The organism is Thiobacillus denitrificans DSM 12475 (assembly GCF_000376425.1).
Lineage (GTDB): Bacteria > Pseudomonadota > Gammaproteobacteria > Burkholderiales > Thiobacillaceae > Thiobacillus > Thiobacillus denitrificans.
Genome location: NZ_AQWL01000005.1, coordinates 187,032 through 203,754 on the forward strand (window position 1 = coordinate 187,032; position 16,723 = coordinate 203,754).

The window sequence follows — 16,723 nt, forward strand, 5'->3', positions numbered from 1 at the left end:
GACGAACCTGAAATCCCGCGGACAGGACACCCCTTGTTATCTTTCCATTCGATATGACACACTGAATATAACGAAACGTACGTTTTTCCAGGGAGAACGTCATGACACGCGTATTCAAGAAGCGGACAGCCATCCTGATGCTGTCCGCATTCGCCAGCCTGCCAGCCGCTGCAGACACGGCCCATGTCGCCGTTGCCGCCAACTTCATCACGCCGATGAAGGTGCTGGCTGCCCGTTTCGAACAGGCGAGCGGTCACACGCTCACCTTGTCGTCCGGCTCGACCGGCAAGTTCTATGCACAAGTCAAGAATGGCGCGCCCTTCGATGTGCTGCTGGCCGCCGACGATAAAACTCCGGCCCGTCTCGTGCAGGAAGGCGATGCCGTCGCCACCCGGAATTACGCCATCGGCAAGCTCGCGCTGTGGAGCGCCAACCCCACGCTGATCGACGGCACCGATGCCGTGCTGAAGCAGAGCCGCTTCGGCAAACTCGCCATCGCCAACCCGAAACTCGCGCCCTATGGCACGGCTGCCCAGGAAGCCCTGACCCGGATGGGGCTTTTCGACGCGGTCTCGAGCAAGCTCGTGATCGGCGAGAATATCGGGCAAACCTATCAATTCGCCGCCAGCGGCAATGCCGAACTCGGTTTCGTGGCGCTGTCGCAGATCATGCAGGAAGGCAAGCTGAGCGCAGGCTCGATGTGGCAGGTTCCCGCCCGCTTTTACTCGCCGATCCGCCAGGATGCCGCCCTGCTGAAGCGCGGCGTCGGCAATGCTGCGGCACGCGCGCTGCTGGACTTCCTGGGGACACCTGACGCGCAGGCCGTCATCCGCAGCTACGGCTACGACTTGTAAGCCATGCCACTGACGCCAGCCGACACTTCGGCCATCGTGCTGACGCTGAAGCTGGCGTCGGTCACGACCGTGCTATTGATGCTGATCGCCACGCCGCTGGCATGGTGGTTGACCCACACCCACGTTCGCCTGCGTGCGGCGGTCACCGCACTGGTATCGCTGCCGCTGGTGCTGCCGCCGACCGTACTGGGTTTTTACCTGCTGGTGCTGCTGGGGCCACAGGGCGCCGTCGGCCAATGGATGCAGCAGCTCGGGTTGTCGACCCTGCCCTTCACTTTTGGCGGACTGGTGGTGGGATCGGTCATTTTCTCGCTGCCGTTCGCGGTGCAGCCGATCGCCAATGCTTTTGCCGCCATCGGCATGCGGCCGCTCGAAGTGGCCGCGACCTTGCGTGCCTCGCCATGGGACCGTTTCGCCAGCGTCGCCGTCCCCCTGGCCCGCCCCGGCTTCATCACTGCGGCGGTACTCACATTCGCCCATACCGTGGGCGAGTTCGGCGTGGTGCTGATGCTGGGCGGCAATATTCCGGGCCAGACGCGGGTCTTGTCGGTGGCGATCTACGACCATGTCGAGGCGCTCGAATACGCCGACGCGCACCTGTTGGCGGCCGGGCTGGTCGCTTTTTCATTCCTGGTGCTGTTGATGCTGGGCCGTTACAGCGGGCATTGGCAGCGGACCCCGACATGAGCCGGATCGAGGGGTGGTTCCGCACCACGCTTGGCGATTTTTCGCTCGACGCGGATTTCAGCCTGCCGTCGCACGGCGTGACGGCCCTGTTCGGCCAGTCCGGCTCGGGCAAGACGACGCTGCTGCGGCTGATCGCCGGACTCTCCCGCGCACCCGGACGCCTCGTCGTCGGCGGCGAGGTCTGGCAGGACGACACCGTCTTCGTTCCCACGCAGCGGCGCGCGCTCGGCTACGTCTTCCAGGAGGCCAGCCTGTTTCCGCACCTGTCGGTACGCGCCAACCTGGAATACGGCTGGCAGCGCGTGCCGCCCGGGGAACGCACCATCCGCCGTGACGAAGTGATCGACTGGCTGGAACTGGCGCCGCTGATCGCATTGCAGCCGCACCAGCTGTCGGGCGGGCAGCGCCAGCGCGTGGCGATCGGCCGCGCCCTGCTGTCGTGCCCGCGCCTGTTGCTGATGGACGAACCGATGGCCGCACTCGATGCCGGCGCGCGCGCCGACATCCTGCCATACCTGGAACGCCTGCATCGGGAACTCGAACTGCCCCTGCTCTACGTCAGCCACGCGCTTGACGAAGTGGCGCGCCTGGCCGACACCCTGCTGCTGATCGAGGCCGGCCGTATCGTCTACCAGGGCCCCCTGGCTGCAGGCCTGACCCGCCTCGACCTGCCCCTGGCACACCGCGACACTGCCGCCACCATCATCGACGCCACGGTGGCGACGCACGACGAGGCGCTCCAGCTCACCCACGTCGTCCGCGGCGCCGTCGCGCTGGAATTGCCCGGTCTGCACGGTTTGCCCGGCGCGCCGCTCAGGGTGCGCGTCGCCGCGCGCGACGTCAGCCTGGCGCTGGCCATGCCGCAGCAGACCAGCATCCTCAACCTGCTGCCCGCCAGGGTGGCTGAGCTGGCCGACGATGCGCCGGGCCAGGTGCTGGTACGGCTGGCACTGGACGATACCGTGCTGCTCGCACGCATCACCCGGAAATCGGCACAGCTTCTGGGCCTGCAGCCGGGTACGCCGGTGGTGGCCCAGGTGAAAAGCGTGGCCGTGGCCTGACCAGCCGCGCGCCTACAGCTCGGAAAAGAGGTATGCCAGCAGCGCGACCCCCAGCACTACCACCGCCAGGTTCATCGCAATGCCCGACCAGATGCGGTAGCGCACGGGGATATCGATCGGCTTCAGCGCCTGCAGAACGCGCCAGAACTGCACGATGGAAAAGCCGATCGCCAGCAAGGCCAGGCTGATGAAGGCGATGCCGATCCAGAACGACAGGTCGCGTCCGGCATGGCCGGGATCGTGGCGCAGCATGTGCAGGAACAGGCCGAAGCGCTCAAGCACGAAGCCGAATGCCATCAGCGTGAGGCCGGTGCGGTTCCACGCCAGCAGCGTGCGCTCGGCGGCAAAGAATACGCGCGGATCGCCGGGGCCGGACATGCTCAGACGGACTCCACGCCGCCGGGCAGTGCGCTTTTCAGCAGCAGGGCCAGACGTTCGAAGGTTTCGGGAAACGGCGCGCGGCGGCGCCACACCAGGCCAATCGTGCGGCCAGGCGGCGGCGCCCTGAACGGGCGGATCTCGACCGCCTTTTTGCTTGCGCGCGGCGCGGCGTCCACCGCCAGTGCCGGCAGCAGCGTCAAGCCCAGCCCCATGCCCACCATCTGACGCAGGGTTTCCAGGCTGGTGGCGCGCACTTCCTCGCGGCCGCGCGACCCGCCGCCGCAGACATCGAGCGCCTGGTCGCGCAGGCAGTGGCCCTCATCCAGCAGCAGCAGTTTCTCGGCCATGATGTCGTTCACTTTCAGGACATCGCGTTTGGCCAGCGGGTGGCCCGCCGGCAGGGCGGCAAAAAAAGGCTCGTAAAACAGCGGCTCGACGCGCAGGCCGTCGTCGGCGACCGGTAGCGCCAGCAAGCCTGCGTCGAGCGTGCCCACGTTGAGGCGCTCCAGGATGTGCTGCGTCATTTCCTCGCGCAGCAGCAGCCGCAGGCCGGGGTATTTCCTGTGCACCAGGGTCAGCGCATGCGGCAGGTAATACGGCCCCAAAGTGGGGATCACGCCAAGATGGAGGGTGCGCGCCATCGGATCCTGCGCGTGTCTGGCCAGTTCCTTGATCCGCTCCGACTCCTCGACGATGTTGCGCGCCGCCTGCAGGATCTCGCGGCCGATCGGCGTCGGCGTGACGCGCTTGAGGCTGCGGTCGAACAGGGTCACGCCGAGAAAGTCTTCCAGCTTCTTGATCTGGGTCGACAACGTCGACTGGGTAATGAAACAGGACTCGGCCGCACGTCCGAAGTGGCCGTGATCGGCCAGCGCTACCAGATACCTGAGCTCCTGCAGGGTCATGCTGATCATTCGATTTTATCAATCGAGTCATTCTAGACTATTCAGGGGACAACTTGGCTTTTATGGTCTTAAATGCAATCCACCTGCTGTCCAAGTGCCAATCAAGCGAAGGAGTCACCCATGTCGCAATGCCTTTATATGCCCCCCGCCACCGTAACACGGTTGCCGACAACCAGAACTCGATGACGGCAGATCTGCGCGGCCCGGTACTGATGCAGGATTGCCCGTTTCTCGACGGTGGCGGGCGAACGTGGCAGCGCCGGCGCCGCGCGACCCGCGCAGCGGCATGCGCGACAGTACCAGCAGTGGGATTTCCGCAGTCTGTCGCCCGAATCCCTGCATCAGGCGGCATGGCCATGATCGATGATGACGAAACGCAGGACATGGGCCTGCCCGCACCCGCGCGGCCAGGCGTGAACGCATGAATTCCGCCGCCCGCAGCCTGCAGGCTTTCCTCGCCGACCCGCGCCATGCCCGCGCGGCGCGGCGCAGCAGCGGCATGCTGGCTATTGCCCTGTTGGGCGGGCTGGCGTGGGTGGCCGTGGTGCAGGGCGGCACCCGCATCGGCACCCCAATGGGCCAGGCGCTGGCCGGCTCGGCAATAGCGGCGCTCGCCACCGCCGTGGGCGCCATGCCCGCCCTGTTCATTCGCCACATCTCGGCACGCTGGGAAGACATCATGCTCGGCTTCGGGGCGGGCGTGATGGCGGCCGCCTCGTGTTTCTCGCTGATCCTTCCGGGGGTCGCCGCCGGTGCCGGCATTTTCGGCAGCAAGCCGGCCGGCGCGGCGATCGTTGCCGCGGGGCTGGTTCTGGGCGCGCTGTTCCTGCTGCTGACCGACAAGGCGGTGCCGCACGAACATCCCGGCGCCGGCCGCCACGGCCCCGACTGGGTGCAGTTGCGTCGCGTCTGGCTGATGGTGTTCGCCATTGCCCTGCACAACTTCCCCGAGGGGATGGCGATCGGCGTCGGCTTCGCCGGAGGCGACGCCTCGGTGGGCATCCCGCTGACCGCGGCGATTGCCATTCAGGATATTCCGGAAGGCCTGGTGGTGGCGGTAGCGCTGCGCACCGTGGCATATACGCCCTGGAAGGCCGCCGGCGCGGCCGCGTTGACCGGGCTGGCCGAACCGCTCGGCGCCATCGTCGGCGTCGCTTTGACCTCCGGCTTCGCCCCGCTTTATCCGGCTGGCCTGGGTTTTGCCGCCGGCGCGATGATCTGGGTGGTATCGCACGAAATCATTCCGGAAACCCATCGCAAGGGGCACGAGCAGGCCGCCACGCTGGGAATCATCGGCGGCTTCGTTGTCATGATGCTGCTCGACACTACTCTGGGGTAAGTACTCAACGAACCGAAAGGAATCCACCATGGCCAAGACCTCATCCGCAACCCAACAACCGTTCCTGACCGACATCAAGGCCCTGCGCGCCCGCGCGCGCAAGCATATCGAGGACGGCGCGGTCACCACCGGCTACCAGGCCGACCGCGCCGTCGTGATCAAGCTGCTGAACGAGGCGCTGGCCACCGAGCTGATCTGCATCCTGCGTTACAAGCGGCATTACTTCATGGCCGGCGGCATCAATGCCGACACGGTGGCGCAGGAATTCCTCCAGCATGCCACCGAAGAACAGGGCCATGCCGACCTGATCGCCACGCGCATCGTGCAGCTGAACGGCGAGCCCGACTTCAGCCCCGACGGGCTGGCAATGCGCTCGCACGCCGAGTACGTCGAAGGCGGCAGCCTGATCGAGATGATCAAGGAAGACCTGGTCGCCGAACGCATCGCGATCGAGAGCTACGGCGAGATGATCCGTTACATCGGCAACAAGGACATCACCACCGGACGGATGCTGGAGACCATCCTGGCGATGGAAGAGGAGCACGCCAACGATTTGTCGAGCCTGCTGGAAGACCTCAACCGCTGAGCTGCGCAGGATCAACCCGGCAAGGCGATGCGGGCCACTTCCTGCATCGCCTTGCCGCGCTGCCCCTGCCAGTCGAATTGCAGGCGGGTGCGCCCCGCCAGCCGGGCTGCGTCCAGCCATACCCCGTGCAGGCCTAGGCCGCAAGGAACGGTTGCCTGATCGGCCGGCGTGCTTGCCTCATCCAGCCACAGCCGGACCGCCGCCGCCTCCGGCAGCACGATCCACAGCGCCTGGCCTTGCGCTACCCGGCGCAGCGGGGCGCCGGGGGTCCAGATGGCGGCCGCCGCACTGGGTCGCTCGCCACCGTAGCGCCGCCACACCGCAGCCGGGCGATCGAAGGGGTATCCCTGGACGCGCGAGGCGGCAAGCTTAATGAACTCGGCGTGCGCCCACGCCAGCGGCATGGCGCTGCCAGTCGGCCGCCCCGGCCGGAACCGGCCGAGTGCCGGGGCATCCCATACCTGTTCGGGTATCAGGCCATGGCTGGCCATGGCATTCATCGCCGCCAGATACGGCAACGCGTCGCGGCCGGCGGCGAGCTCGTAGTGGCCGCGCTCGCCGCTGAGCAGCGGCCAGCCACGCCCGCGTCCAGCGCCGTCGAATGCGCGGCCATCGCCATGTTCGCCGTAGCCGTCGCCGTTGTAACGGTGCCATACCGGCCCCAGCGGTGTCCCGGTTTTCAGCAGCGCATCGGCGAGCGCCAGGGTATCGACGATCAAGGCGTCATCGGCACAGCGCAGGCCCAGCCGCACCAATTGCAGGAAATCGGTGGCGATCTGCGCGTCGGCTGCAAGCCGCAGGTCGTCACCCTGATTCTTGATCGGCAATACACGCTGCATGGCATAGTCGTCGCACAGAATGTCCGGCGGCGCTTCGCGCACGTAATACGCAGGCACGCCGTGGTGCGCGCCCAAGGCGGTACCGCGTGCCACACACCAGTCTTCCAGCCGTGCATTCCAGAAATCAGCGACCGCCAGCGGCAAACCGCGTTCGGCCTCGGGCAGCAAATCGGCACCGGCCACCAGCGCGGCAATGCACACCGCGAGCGTAAACGGGCTGACGCCGGCGTCCTCCTCCCAGCGATCCTGCGGACTGGCGGGCCCTGCCTGCACCAGGAATGCCAACGCGCGGCGCACGCTGGCCGCCACCATCATGTCGCCCAGCGCATCGCGTTCGGCCAGGCTCGCGGCGAGCAGCACGGGGAAGGCCGTCTCGTCGAGCTGGATCCCCGCCCAGTATGGCTTGCCGCCGAGCCACTGATTCTGGTTCCAGTGGCCGTCGGCATTCTGCGTTGCCAGTAGATAGCCCAGCACCGCCTGCGCTTCGCCCACGCTGCCGAGCGCCAGCAGCGCCTGCGCCGACTCGACCAGATCGCGCGGCCATACCAGATGGTAGCCGCCGCGCTCTTCGCCATGATTGCCCCACGGCACCGACAGGCTCGCCACCATCGCTCCGAGAAAGGTCTTGTCGCTGTGAGTTTTGAGCACCTGCGCCGAACAGGCGAGCTGCGCCTGCAGTTCATCCGGCAAGCCGGCCGCCAGGGCTGCGGTATGGCACCCCTGGTGCCATACCGTCCAGGCCGCTTGCTGCAACTCCAGCATGCGGGAAAAAGGTTGCATCAACGCCGCGCGTGCCAGTGCGGCGGCGGCCTGCCTCGATGTCGCCAATCCCAGCGCCAGCGTTGCGCGCGGCGCGACTTCCGCCATCAGCGCCACATTGCCCGGCCCGGCTGCGGCGTAATGCCAGGCCATGCGGCCATTGGCGGCGAAATCCTGCCAGCCGTCGGAAACGCCGACGTAGCCCGCCGACGCCGCGCCCAGCGCATCCTCGCCATCCGCCATGCGCGCCAGCAGCGCCACCCCGAACGGCCCCTGCTCCGCCCACAGCACCCCTTGCCCCAGGTGGGTCGCCGCCCATGCGCAATTGTTCCTGCCGGTGCCGCCCAGGTGCGGCGCGAGCAGGGCATAGACACGCAAGCCCGCCTCACCGTCGAGCGCCAGATCGATCAGGAGCACATCGCGTGCCGCATCCGGACAGAAGCGCAGGCTGAGGGTGAAGCGTGGGTGGCGGTGCACGACGGTCGGCAGCGGCAGTCCCGGCGCGGGCACGGCCAGCGTGTAATCGGCGCTGCGCTTGACCTCGACCCAGAAACCGGCATCGTCTGCGACGATGAAGCCGAGGTCGCGAATCTGCGGAATGTCGATGCGCGGGCAATAGACCTCGTTGACGATGCCATGGCCCAGGGTAAACCACAGCCGCGACGAGCCGATCGCGGTGCCGACCAAATCCTTGGCGGACGAGGTCCAGCTGGGTGCGATCCCGGGCGCGCCAGGGGCATGCCCGGCTGCGGCAGGTGGGGGAGAAATCCAGGACGTATCCATTCCGGCCCCTTCGTGGCGGCGTCATGACGACACCTTCACTTTACTGCAAATATCCTCCACCGCAGTGCCGCCCGGGGGCGCCGGGCAGCGGGATCATGTCGATTCGACGGCCGGCACCGCGGCCGGTGCCGGTGTCTCGGGCGCCAGATGCTGGTGCCCCAGCGCCAGCGCATAAATCTTCTGCAAATCCTCTTCGCTGACGTCGACGAACGTATCGATCTGGCTCAACGCGTAAACCAGATCGCTGTGCGGGATCATGCATTTTTCCTCCGAACCGGCAGAATTCGCCGCCGCTGGCGCGCACACCGCCGGCTGGCGCCACCACGCCTGCGGATAACGCCGCCAGGCAAACGGGTAGTTGAACGCCACCGCCACGATCAGCAGTACGACAACGTTCAGCAGCACCGGGCTGAGCACGTAACCGTAGCCCAGTGCATGCATGGCTTCGCCTCCCAGCACGGCATTCAGCGCGGTGGCCCCGCCCGGGGGATGCAGGCAGCGCAGGCTGTACATGGCCGCGATCGACAAGGCCACCGCCAGCGATGCGGCCAGCATGGGGTCGGACAACCAGCGTGCGCAGGTGACGCCGATCAGCGCCGACACCAGATGGCCGCCGAACACCGACCATGGCTGCGACATCGCACCGTGCGGGGCGGCGAACAGCAGTACGGCCGAGGCCCCCATCGACGCAATGGTCAGCACGCCCGCATTGCCATGCTCGGCCACCCAGTAGTTGCCGGCCCACAGCACCGCGAGCAGGCCCAGCAAACCGCCGGCAGCCGACACCCAATGCTCGCGCTCCGAAACCGTGTAGGCGATCTTCAGTCCGCTCCAGCCCCGCATGAGGCTGACCTTTCTTCTGAGCGCGCGCTCCGACATCCTGTAAGCCGTCTTCATCGTGTCGATCTCTCCGCTTTACACATCGAGCATCAGTTTCAACGGCTTGCGCATGCCGGCGATGCGGCAGGCCTGCTGCCCATAGCCATGCGGAAACAGTTCGTACAAGGCCTGCTTGGCGGCGCGTTTGTCGCTGCCCCGCGCAGCCAGATGCTGAATTACCCGGCGCGCCTCGGGCACGCTCTCGTTCTCGACGTACCAGGCGCGGATGAAATCGAGCACCTGCCAATGGGCTGCGCTCAACGTCAGGCCATCCTCGGCCGCCAGCAACGGCGCAAGTGCCCGGCTCCACTCGGCGGGGTTCAGCAAAAAGCCCTCGTTGTCGCGTTCGGGCATCAGGACGGCAAGGTCGGCACGACTGTTCATTGCAGGCTCCCGGTTTAAGAGGGGCCTAGTTTAGAGATCTCTTATATATCCATCTAACGATAAATTTTGGTATCTAATATCGAAAAAACCGATATCTGAAAAATGGACACCGAACTCGCCCGTACTTTTCTCATGGTTGCCGCCAACGGCAACTTCGTCGCCGCCGCCAGCCGCCTGCACATCACCCAGTCGACCGTGAGCGCACGCATCCACACACTGGAAACCGCACTCGGCGTGCGCCTGTTCCAGCGCGGGCGCAACGGTGCGGAATTGACGCCCGCAGGCAAGCGTTTCCTGCGCCATGCCAAGCATCTGGTACGCACGGTGGAACAGGCGCGCCACGATGTGGGATTGCCCGAAGGTTTTCACGATGTACTCACGCTGAGCGGACGGATCGCAGTATGGGAGGGGTTTCTGCCGCACTGGGTGGCGTGGATGCGCGCAGCGGCACCGGACGTGTCGCTGCGCCTGGAAATCGGCTTCGAGCCCGACATCATGCAGGGACTGATCGAGGGCACGGTGGATATCGGCGTAATGTACACGCCAACCTCGCGCCCCGGGCTGGTGGTGGAGCCGCTGTTCGATGAAACCCTGCTGCTGGTGACCAACGACCCCACGCGCCCCTGGCCGAACCCCGACTATATCCACATCGACTGGGGGTCGGAATTCCACGCCTTGTTCAGCGAGCACTATCCCGAGATGGGCGCCCCCACACTGGTTGCCAACATCGGCTGGCTAGGCGTGCAACAACTGCTCACTTATGGCGGCAGCGGATATTTCCCGCTGCGGCTGGTACGGCATCACCTCGAAGCCGGACAGCTATGGCGCGTCCCGCAGAGCCCGCAGTTCAAATTGACGGCCTACATGGTGTTTCCGCGCGACAGCGAGAGTGCCACGCTCAAAACCGCCCTCGAAGGTTTGCGCACCCTTGCGCGCGAAGAGTAGTCGCCGCACCCCGGACTGAACGTCATTCAGGGCCCGGTTCCGGGTGTCGCGACGGATAACCGCAGTCCCGGCTGGCGCGGCGCCCGCTCCAGAAACGGGTGCCCTGACTATTTGGCGTTGGCGGCGAACAGGCGTTCCAGTTGCGCCGCCGGCACCATTCCGGGCACCCGCTGGCCGTTTTCGAAGAAGATCGTGGGCGTGCCTTCCACTCTCAGCTTGCTGCCCAGCGCAATGGTGGCATCCACCGGATTGCTGCACTTGCCGTCATTCTTGGGCACGCTGCCATTGGCGATGTATTCATCCCACGCCTTGTTGCGGTCGGATGCGCACCAGATCTGCTTCGAGATCTGCACCGCCTTGGGGTGGAGGCCTTCGATCGGGTAGAGAAACGTGTAGACGGTGATGTTGTCGACCTTGGCGAGTTCGGCCTCGAACTTGCGGCAGTAGGGGCAATCGACGTCGGAGAACACCGCCAGTTTGCGCGCGCCGTTACCCTTCACCGTCTTGAGCGCGTTGCCGAGCGGCAGGCTGTCCCATTTCACGGCCTGCAACTGATTCAGCCGTGCCTGGGTCAGGTTGCTGCCGCTCTTCAGCTCGATCACCTTGCCGGCAAACACATACTGCGCCTTGGCATCCACGTAAATCAGCTGGCCGTCGAGATAGACCTCGAACAGCCCGCTGTAGGGCGTTTTTTGCACCGAGCTGATGGACGCGCCCGGAAACTGCTGCGTCAGCGTCTTGCGGATGAGCGACTCGTTTGCCTGCGCGGACCCCGCGAACAACAGGGCTGCGGCCAGCGCCAGGGAAGTGAATTTCATACGTTGCTCCAAAAATAAAAAAAGTCAGGACATCGCCTCGCGCACCAGCATCGCTTTCAGCGGCGGCAGGCGGTCGACGAGTTTCATCCCGCTGTTGCGCAGCCAGGCTGCGCGGTCGTCGGAAAACAGATGATGCAGGCCATGTGTGACAGCCTGCATGCGCTGCACCGGCTCGGCGCGCTCACGCGCATAGCGCTGCAATACGCGCACATCGCCGCAATTGCCCCGGCGCTGCTGCGCCAGCACGGTGGCCAGCGTTTCGGCATCGCCGAATCCCAGATTGACACCCTGTCCCGCCAGCGGATGCACGCCATGGGCGGCATCGCCGATCAGCGCCACGCCGGGGGCAACGGCAGCCGCCACCCGGATCAGACGCAGCGGAAACGCGGCCGCGGGCGTCAGCAGGCGCAATTCCCCCAGCCGGTCGTGGCCGGCCGCCCGTACCTTCCCGGCGAGTGCTGCGGGCTCCAGCATGAGCAACGCGTCGGCATGCGCCGACCGGGTTGACCAGACCATCGACATGCAGTTCCCGCTCAACGGCAGCCAGGCCAGGATGTCGCTGTCGAAAAACCACTGGAACGCCGTTCCGCGATGCGCGCGTTCGCATTCGAAATTCGCCACCACTCCGCTCTGGCCGTAGGGCACCCGCGTCGCGGCGAGCCCCGCCCAATCGCGGATACGCGAGGCGGCGCCGTCGGCGCCGACGATGAGCTCGGCCTCAAGGGCCGTGCCGTCGGCCAGCGTCAGCTGCGTGGAGGTGCCGTTCCTGACGAGAGATTCGATCGTCGCCGGGCAGTGCAGCGCCACATTGCCGTCGGCCTCGATCGCCTGCCACAAGGCGGATTGCAGACGCCCGCTTTCGAGGATGGTCGCGAGGCGCGAGACACCCGCCTCGTAAGCGTCGAGGCGGATCGCGCCGCTGCCGTCGCCGGCCACATCCATGCGGAAAACCGGCTGGAGGCGTCCGTCATCGAGGCGGTGCCAGGCGCCGATACGTTCGAGGAAACGCTGGCTGGCAGGGCTGACGGCGTAGATGCGGGCATCCCAGGCATCGTCCGGCGGCGACGGCGGCTGGCGCTCGACCAGCGCCACCCGCATCCCCTGCCGGCCGAGCGCCAGCGCGGCGGCGGCGCCCACCAGGCCGGCGCCAACGATGACGACCTGGTAGCGCTCACCGCTCATCCGCGTGCCCCGAACATCATCCGCCGGGCGACGAAGGCTTTCAGCGGCGGCAAGGCTTCCAGCGCCAGCAGCCCCAGTCCGCGCGCTTGGCGCAGCGGTGCGCTGTCGTTGGAGAACACGCGCACCAGGAAATCGGTGAACCCGGCTCCGCCCAGCACGTCCAGACGCCGCCCGCGCGCGTAGGCGGCCAGCATCGCTGTATCGCCAATCTCGTCCGCGAGGGTGTCGCCGCACAGGCTTGCCAGCTCCCAGGCGTCGCGCAGGCCGATATTGAAGCCCTGGCCCGCGACCGGGTGCAGCGTCTGCGCCGCGTTGCCGATGCGCACCACGCGGGCGGCGGCCTCGCTGCCGGTCCAGGCGAGTTTCAGCGGGAAGGTCTTGCGCGGGCCGGCGTGCAGAAACAGCCCCTGGCGCCCGCCGAAGTGACGGTACAAGGCCGCGAGGAATGCGTCGTCGGGCAACGCGGCAATGCGCTGGGCGTCGACGTTGCGCGCAGTCCATACCAGGGCATACGATCTTTCACGGGCTTCAGCCCGTAGAAAGTCGGAGTCCCCTTGTGGGGCATAACGGCCGCCTTTCGGCAGCAGCGCGGCGGGGCCTTCCGGCGTGAAACGCTCGAATGCCTGGTTGGCGTGCGGCAGTTCGGTCTGTACCTCGCACACCACCGCCGTCTGGTCGTAGTCGCGCTCGAATCTGGGTACAGGGGCCGTGTCGCCACGTCCGCCGTCGGCCACCACCACCAGCGGTGCGGTCAATGCACGGCCCCCCGCCGTATGCACGGTGGCGCACGCAACGCCGGGCTCGATACGCGCCACCGCCGCGCCGTATTCGACGTCGATGCACGATTCAGCCAGTGCCTGCTGCAGCACGGCGGTCAGCACGGCGTAGGGCAGCACATAGCCCAGCGCCGGCACGCCGAGTTCGTCGGCCGACAGCCGCGCCACGCCGAGTGCGCCGCGCTGCGAGATATGGATGCGGGTGATCGGGGTGACGCCATCGAGCCGCGCCCACACGCCAAGGCGGTCGAGGATCTGCCGCGCGCCATGCGACAGCGCCAGGGTGCGGGTGTCGGCACGGACATCCGCACCCTGCGCTTCGAGCACCCGGGCGACGACGCCCTGCTGCTGCAGCGCCAGTGCGCACACCGCGCCGACCGGACCGGCGCCGACGATGAGGATGTCGTTCAAGCCTTCATCCATGCCTCGATCTCCGCGATCGTCTTCGGCGGCGAAGTCATCACCTCGCAGCCGCTCGTGGTCACCGCCACATCGTCCTCGATGCGGATGCCGATGTTCCAGAAGGCTTCGGGCACGTCGTCCGCCGGGCGGATATACAGGCCCGGTTCGACGGTCAGGGTCATGCCCGGCACCAGCGGCCGCCATTCGCCATGCAGCTTGTATTCGCCGGCATCGTGCACGTCCATGCCCAGCCAATGGCCGGTGCGGTGCATGTAGAAGCGGTTGTAGGCATTCGACTCGATCAGGCCGTCGACGCTGCCGGCGAGCAGGCCGAGATCGACCATTCCCTGCGTCAGCACGCGCACCGCCGCCTCGTGTGGGGCGTTCCAGGGGCTGCCCGGACGGACCTCGCCGATGGCCGCCGCTTGCGCCGCCAGAACCAGTTCGTAGGCGTCCTTCTGCGCCGCCGAGAAGCGGCCATTGACCGGGAAGGTTCGGGTGATGTCGGCGGCATAGCTACCGAACTCGGCTGCGGCGTCGATCAGCAGCAGATCGCCATCGGCGAGCGGCTGGTTGTTGAAGACGTAGTGCAGCACGCAGGCGTTGGCGCCGCTGGCGACGATGGAGGTATAGGCCGGCGCCTCGGCGCCGCCGCTGCGGAAGGCGCAGAGCAGCTCGGCCTCGATCTCGTATTCGTGGCGGCCCGGCCGGGTCGCGCGCATGGCGATGCCATGTGCACGGGTGGATATCTCGGCGGCACGGCGCATCAGGGCCAGTTCGTGGGCATCCTTGATGAGGCGCATCTCGTCGAGCGCATGCCGCACGTCGACGATCTCGCCCGGTGCGACGATGCCCTGCCGCGTCTTTGCGCGCACCGCGTTGAGCCAGCCGATCACGCGCGCATCCCATGCCGGATCCTGCCCCACCGCGTAGGCGAGGCGCGCGCGGTTGCCCATCAGCTCGGGCAGCCTGGCATCGAGTTCAGTGACCGACCAGGCTGCATCGAAACCGAACTGTTCCCGCGCCGCCGCCGGGCCGTGGCGGAAGCCGTCCCAGATCTCGCGTGTCTCGTCCTTGTCGCGGCAGAACAGGATCGATTGCGGCTCCGCGCCGCCGACCAGCACCACCACTGCCTCGGGCTCGGCGAAGCCGGTCAGCCAGTAGAAATAGCTGTCATGCCGGTAGGGATAGTGGGTGTCGCGGTTGCGCGCCACCTCGGGGGCGGTGGTGGCGATGGCGATGCCGTCGCCGAGGGCGGCGGCCAGCCGCGCGCGGCGGTTGGCGTAAATGGAGGCGTCAAACATGGGTGTGCAGGCTTTGGTCGAGTTGGTGCAAGCGTTCGGGTGTTCCCACATCGACCCAGCGGCCGACGAAATGTTCACCGGAGACGCGTCGGGCGTCGATCGCCTGCCGCAGCAGCGGCGCCAGCGGCGCTTTCTCGCCGGCGGGCGTGCGGGCGAACAGCGCACGGTGATAGACGCCGATGCCGCAGAAAGTGAGGCGCAAGGCGTGCGGGGAATCAGCGTTCTGCACCCGCCCGTCGTCGAGCACGAAATCACCCTGCGGATGATGCGGCGGATTATCGACCAGCACCAGGTGCGCCCGGTCGTGGCCGGCGGCGAGCCGCGCCAGCGGTTCGGCCAGGCGGGAAAAATCGTATTCGCAGTAGATGTCGCCATTCACCACCGGGAAGACCTCGCTTTCGATCAAAGGCAGCGCGGTGGCGATGCCGCCCGCGGTCTCCAGCGCGCTGGCCTCGCGCGAATACTCGATCACCACGCCGAGCGCCGCGCCGTTCCCCAGCGCGGCCTCGATCTGCTGGCCGAGATGGGCGTGATTGATGACGATGCGGCCGAACCCCGCCGCACGCAGGCGCTCGATGTGCCATATGACGAGCGGCTTGCCGCCAACCGGCAGCAAGGGCTTCGGTGTGTGGTCGGTAAGCGGGCGCATGCGCTCGCCGCGGCCGGCCGCCAGGATCATCGCCGTACTCGTATTCACCCCTTGCCCACCCGCTTGCTCCTTGAACCTTGAACCTTGAACCTTGAACCTTGAACCTTGAACCTTGAACCTTGAACCTTGAACCTTGAACCTTGAACCTTGAACCTTGAACCTTGAACCTTGAACCTAAAACGTATACCCCACCTGCGGCGCCCTGTCCTGCAGCGCATCGAGCAGGAACAGCAGCGGCTTCAGCTCGTCGTAGCGCTCGCAGGTCTTGCGCAGGTAATGCATCACCCGCGGCATGTCCTTCAGATAACCGTCCTTGCCGTCGCGGTGGTACAGGCGGGCAAAAATGCCGAGTACCTTGATCTGGCGCTGCGCGCCCATCCATTCGAAATCGCGCCAGAATTCGCCGAAGTCCTCGCGCACCGGCAGGCGGGCCGCGCGCGCCTTTTCCCAGTAGCGGATCACCCAGTCGAGCTGCTGCTCCTCGTCCCACTGGATGTAGGCATCGCGGTAGATCGAGGCGAGGTCGTAGGTGATGGGGCCGTACACCGCGTCCTGGAAGTCGAGGATGCCGGGGTTGGGGTCGCTCACCATCAGGTTGCGCGAATGCCAGTCGCGGTGCACGTACACCTGCGGCTGCGCCAGGTTGTTGGCGAGCAGGCGCTCGAACACGGTGTCGAGGATGGTTTTCTGTTCGCCCTTCATGGCGACGCCGAGATGTTTCGCCACATACCACTCGGGGAACAGCATCAGCTCGCGGATCAGCAGCGCGCGGTCGTATTCCGGCAGCACCCCCGGGCGGCTCGCATGCTGGATGCGGATCAGCGCATCGTTCGACGCCAGATACAGCTCGCGCGCCACATCCCGATCGAGTGCGGCTTCGTCGAGCGCCGACAGGTAGGTGACGTTGCCCAGATCGGTCAGCAGCAGAAAACCCTGTTCCAGATCCTGCGCCAGCACCTGCGGCACGTGCACGCCGGCATCGCCGAACAGCCGCGCCACCGCGACGAACGGGCGGCAATCCTCGTGCGCCGGCGGCGCGTCCATCACGATATAATCGCGGCCTTTGGCAGTCACGCGAAAATAACGGCGAAAGCTGGCGTCCGCCGACGCCGGGGCGATGTCCAGCGCATCCCCCCCCAATTGACGGGCGGCCCAGCCTTGTAATGCTTGCAAACGTTCCACAGCCACAC

General features: G+C 66.5%; 18 protein-coding genes. 7 read left to right on the plus strand and 11 right to left on the minus strand.

Features of this window, described 5'->3' with window-relative positions:
* Window positions 1-101 precede the first annotated feature (101 nt).
* The 3 genes from modA to modC are packed head-to-tail and all read left to right on the plus strand — an operon-like array spanning window position 102 to window position 2,602.
* Entirely contained in the window at window positions 102-854 is a 753-nt protein-coding gene (gene modA / locus B059_RS0109780) for a molybdate ABC transporter substrate-binding protein (RefSeq protein WP_018078070.1), read from the plus strand.
* Between the two features lie 3 nt (window positions 855-857).
* Window positions 858-1,541 carry a molybdate ABC transporter permease subunit gene (gene modB, locus B059_RS0109785; protein WP_018078071.1) on the plus strand — a complete coding sequence of 228 codons (684 nt, stop codon included), beginning with the start codon at window positions 858-860 and terminating at the stop codon, window positions 1,539-1,541.
* Entirely contained in the window at window positions 1,538-2,602 is a 1,065-nt protein-coding gene (gene modC, locus B059_RS0109790; RefSeq protein WP_018078072.1) for a molybdenum ABC transporter ATP-binding protein, read from the plus strand. The genes modB and modC overlap by 4 nt, the downstream gene beginning before the upstream one ends.
* A gap of 12 nt (window positions 2,603-2,614) precedes the next feature.
* On the opposite strand, the gene B059_RS0109795 is transcribed toward modC, so the two are convergent.
* Together B059_RS0109795 and B059_RS0109800 are read right to left on the minus strand one after the other, a co-directional pair.
* The gene (locus B059_RS0109795; RefSeq protein ID WP_018078073.1) at window positions 2,615-2,980 is read right to left on the minus strand and encodes a YidH family protein; all 366 of its coding nucleotides are present in this window, start codon (window positions 2,978-2,980) and stop codon (window positions 2,615-2,617) included.
* Window positions 2,981-2,982: 2 nt separating this feature from the next.
* On the minus strand, window positions 2,983-3,897 hold the full coding sequence (locus B059_RS0109800) for a hydrogen peroxide-inducible genes activator (protein ID WP_018078074.1): 915 nt from the start codon (window positions 3,895-3,897) through the stop codon (window positions 2,983-2,985).
* Between the two features lie 119 nt (window positions 3,898-4,016).
* On the opposite strand from B059_RS0109800, the gene B059_RS20795 reads away from it, so the two are divergent.
* The 3 genes from B059_RS20795 to B059_RS0109810 are packed head-to-tail and all read left to right on the plus strand — an operon-like array spanning window position 4,017 to window position 5,813.
* Window positions 4,017-4,313 (plus strand): hypothetical protein, encoded by a 297-nt coding sequence (locus tag B059_RS20795; RefSeq protein ID WP_157273665.1) that lies wholly within the window; start codon window positions 4,017-4,019, stop codon window positions 4,311-4,313.
* Window positions 4,310-5,227, plus strand: coding sequence for a ZIP family metal transporter (locus B059_RS0109805; RefSeq protein ID WP_018078075.1), 918 nt, complete (start codon window positions 4,310-4,312; stop codon window positions 5,225-5,227). The genes B059_RS20795 and B059_RS0109805 overlap by 4 nt, the downstream gene beginning before the upstream one ends.
* Window positions 5,228-5,255: 28 nt before the next feature.
* Complete coding sequence (locus B059_RS0109810) at window positions 5,256-5,813, plus strand: ferritin-like domain-containing protein (protein WP_018078076.1); 558 nt, start codon at window positions 5,256-5,258, stop codon at window positions 5,811-5,813.
* Window positions 5,814-5,824: 11 nt separating this feature from the next.
* Here B059_RS0109810 and B059_RS0109815 read toward each other — a convergent pair whose 3' ends face one another.
* The 3 genes from B059_RS0109815 to B059_RS0109825 all read right to left on the minus strand — a co-directional run bounded on the left by B059_RS0109815 (window position 5,825) and on the right by B059_RS0109825 (window position 9,457).
* On the minus strand, window positions 5,825-8,194 hold the full coding sequence (locus B059_RS0109815; protein WP_081601606.1) for a glycoside hydrolase family 15 protein: 2,370 nt from the start codon (window positions 8,192-8,194) through the stop codon (window positions 5,825-5,827).
* A 93-nt stretch (window positions 8,195-8,287) separates the two neighbouring features.
* Window positions 8,288-9,091, minus strand: coding sequence for an HPP family protein (locus B059_RS0109820; protein WP_157273666.1), 804 nt, complete (start codon window positions 9,089-9,091; stop codon window positions 8,288-8,290).
* An 18-nt stretch (window positions 9,092-9,109) separates the two neighbouring features.
* Window positions 9,110-9,457, minus strand: coding sequence for a TusE/DsrC/DsvC family sulfur relay protein (locus B059_RS0109825; protein ID WP_018078079.1), 348 nt, complete (start codon window positions 9,455-9,457; stop codon window positions 9,110-9,112).
* 102 nt (window positions 9,458-9,559) lie between these two features.
* Here B059_RS0109825 and B059_RS0109830 point away from each other — a divergent pair, with 102 nt between their 5' ends.
* The gene (locus B059_RS0109830) at window positions 9,560-10,402 is read left to right on the plus strand and encodes a LysR family transcriptional regulator (RefSeq protein WP_018078080.1); all 843 of its coding nucleotides are present in this window, start codon (window positions 9,560-9,562) and stop codon (window positions 10,400-10,402) included.
* A 107-nt stretch (window positions 10,403-10,509) separates the two neighbouring features.
* Here the strand turns inward: B059_RS0109830 and B059_RS0109835 are convergent, their stop codons facing one another.
* From B059_RS0109835 to B059_RS0109860, 6 genes are all read right to left on the minus strand, one after another.
* A complete protein-coding gene (locus tag B059_RS0109835) occupies window positions 10,510-11,220 on the minus strand; it encodes a DsbC family protein (RefSeq protein WP_018078081.1) in 711 nt (236 codons plus the stop codon).
* Between the two features lie 24 nt (window positions 11,221-11,244).
* Complete coding sequence (locus B059_RS0109840; protein ID WP_018078082.1) at window positions 11,245-12,402, minus strand: UbiH/UbiF family hydroxylase; 1,158 nt, start codon at window positions 12,400-12,402, stop codon at window positions 11,245-11,247.
* Window positions 12,399-13,601 (minus strand): FAD-dependent monooxygenase, encoded by a 1,203-nt coding sequence (locus tag B059_RS0109845; protein ID WP_018078083.1) that lies wholly within the window; start codon window positions 13,599-13,601, stop codon window positions 12,399-12,401. The genes B059_RS0109840 and B059_RS0109845 overlap by 4 nt, the downstream gene beginning before the upstream one ends.
* The gene (locus tag B059_RS0109850) at window positions 13,586-14,884 is read right to left on the minus strand and encodes an aminopeptidase P N-terminal domain-containing protein (protein ID WP_018078084.1); all 1,299 of its coding nucleotides are present in this window, start codon (window positions 14,882-14,884) and stop codon (window positions 13,586-13,588) included. Before B059_RS0109850 ends, B059_RS0109845 begins: the two co-directional genes overlap by 16 nt.
* Entirely contained in the window at window positions 14,877-15,563 is a 687-nt protein-coding gene (murU, locus tag B059_RS0109855; RefSeq protein WP_026177428.1) for an N-acetylmuramate alpha-1-phosphate uridylyltransferase MurU, read from the minus strand. The genes B059_RS0109850 and murU overlap by 8 nt, the downstream gene beginning before the upstream one ends.
* 144 nt (window positions 15,564-15,707) lie before the next feature.
* The gene (locus tag B059_RS0109860; RefSeq protein ID WP_018078086.1) at window positions 15,708-16,715 is read right to left on the minus strand and encodes an aminoglycoside phosphotransferase family protein; all 1,008 of its coding nucleotides are present in this window, start codon (window positions 16,713-16,715) and stop codon (window positions 15,708-15,710) included.
* Between the last annotated feature and the right edge of the window lie 8 nt (window positions 16,716-16,723).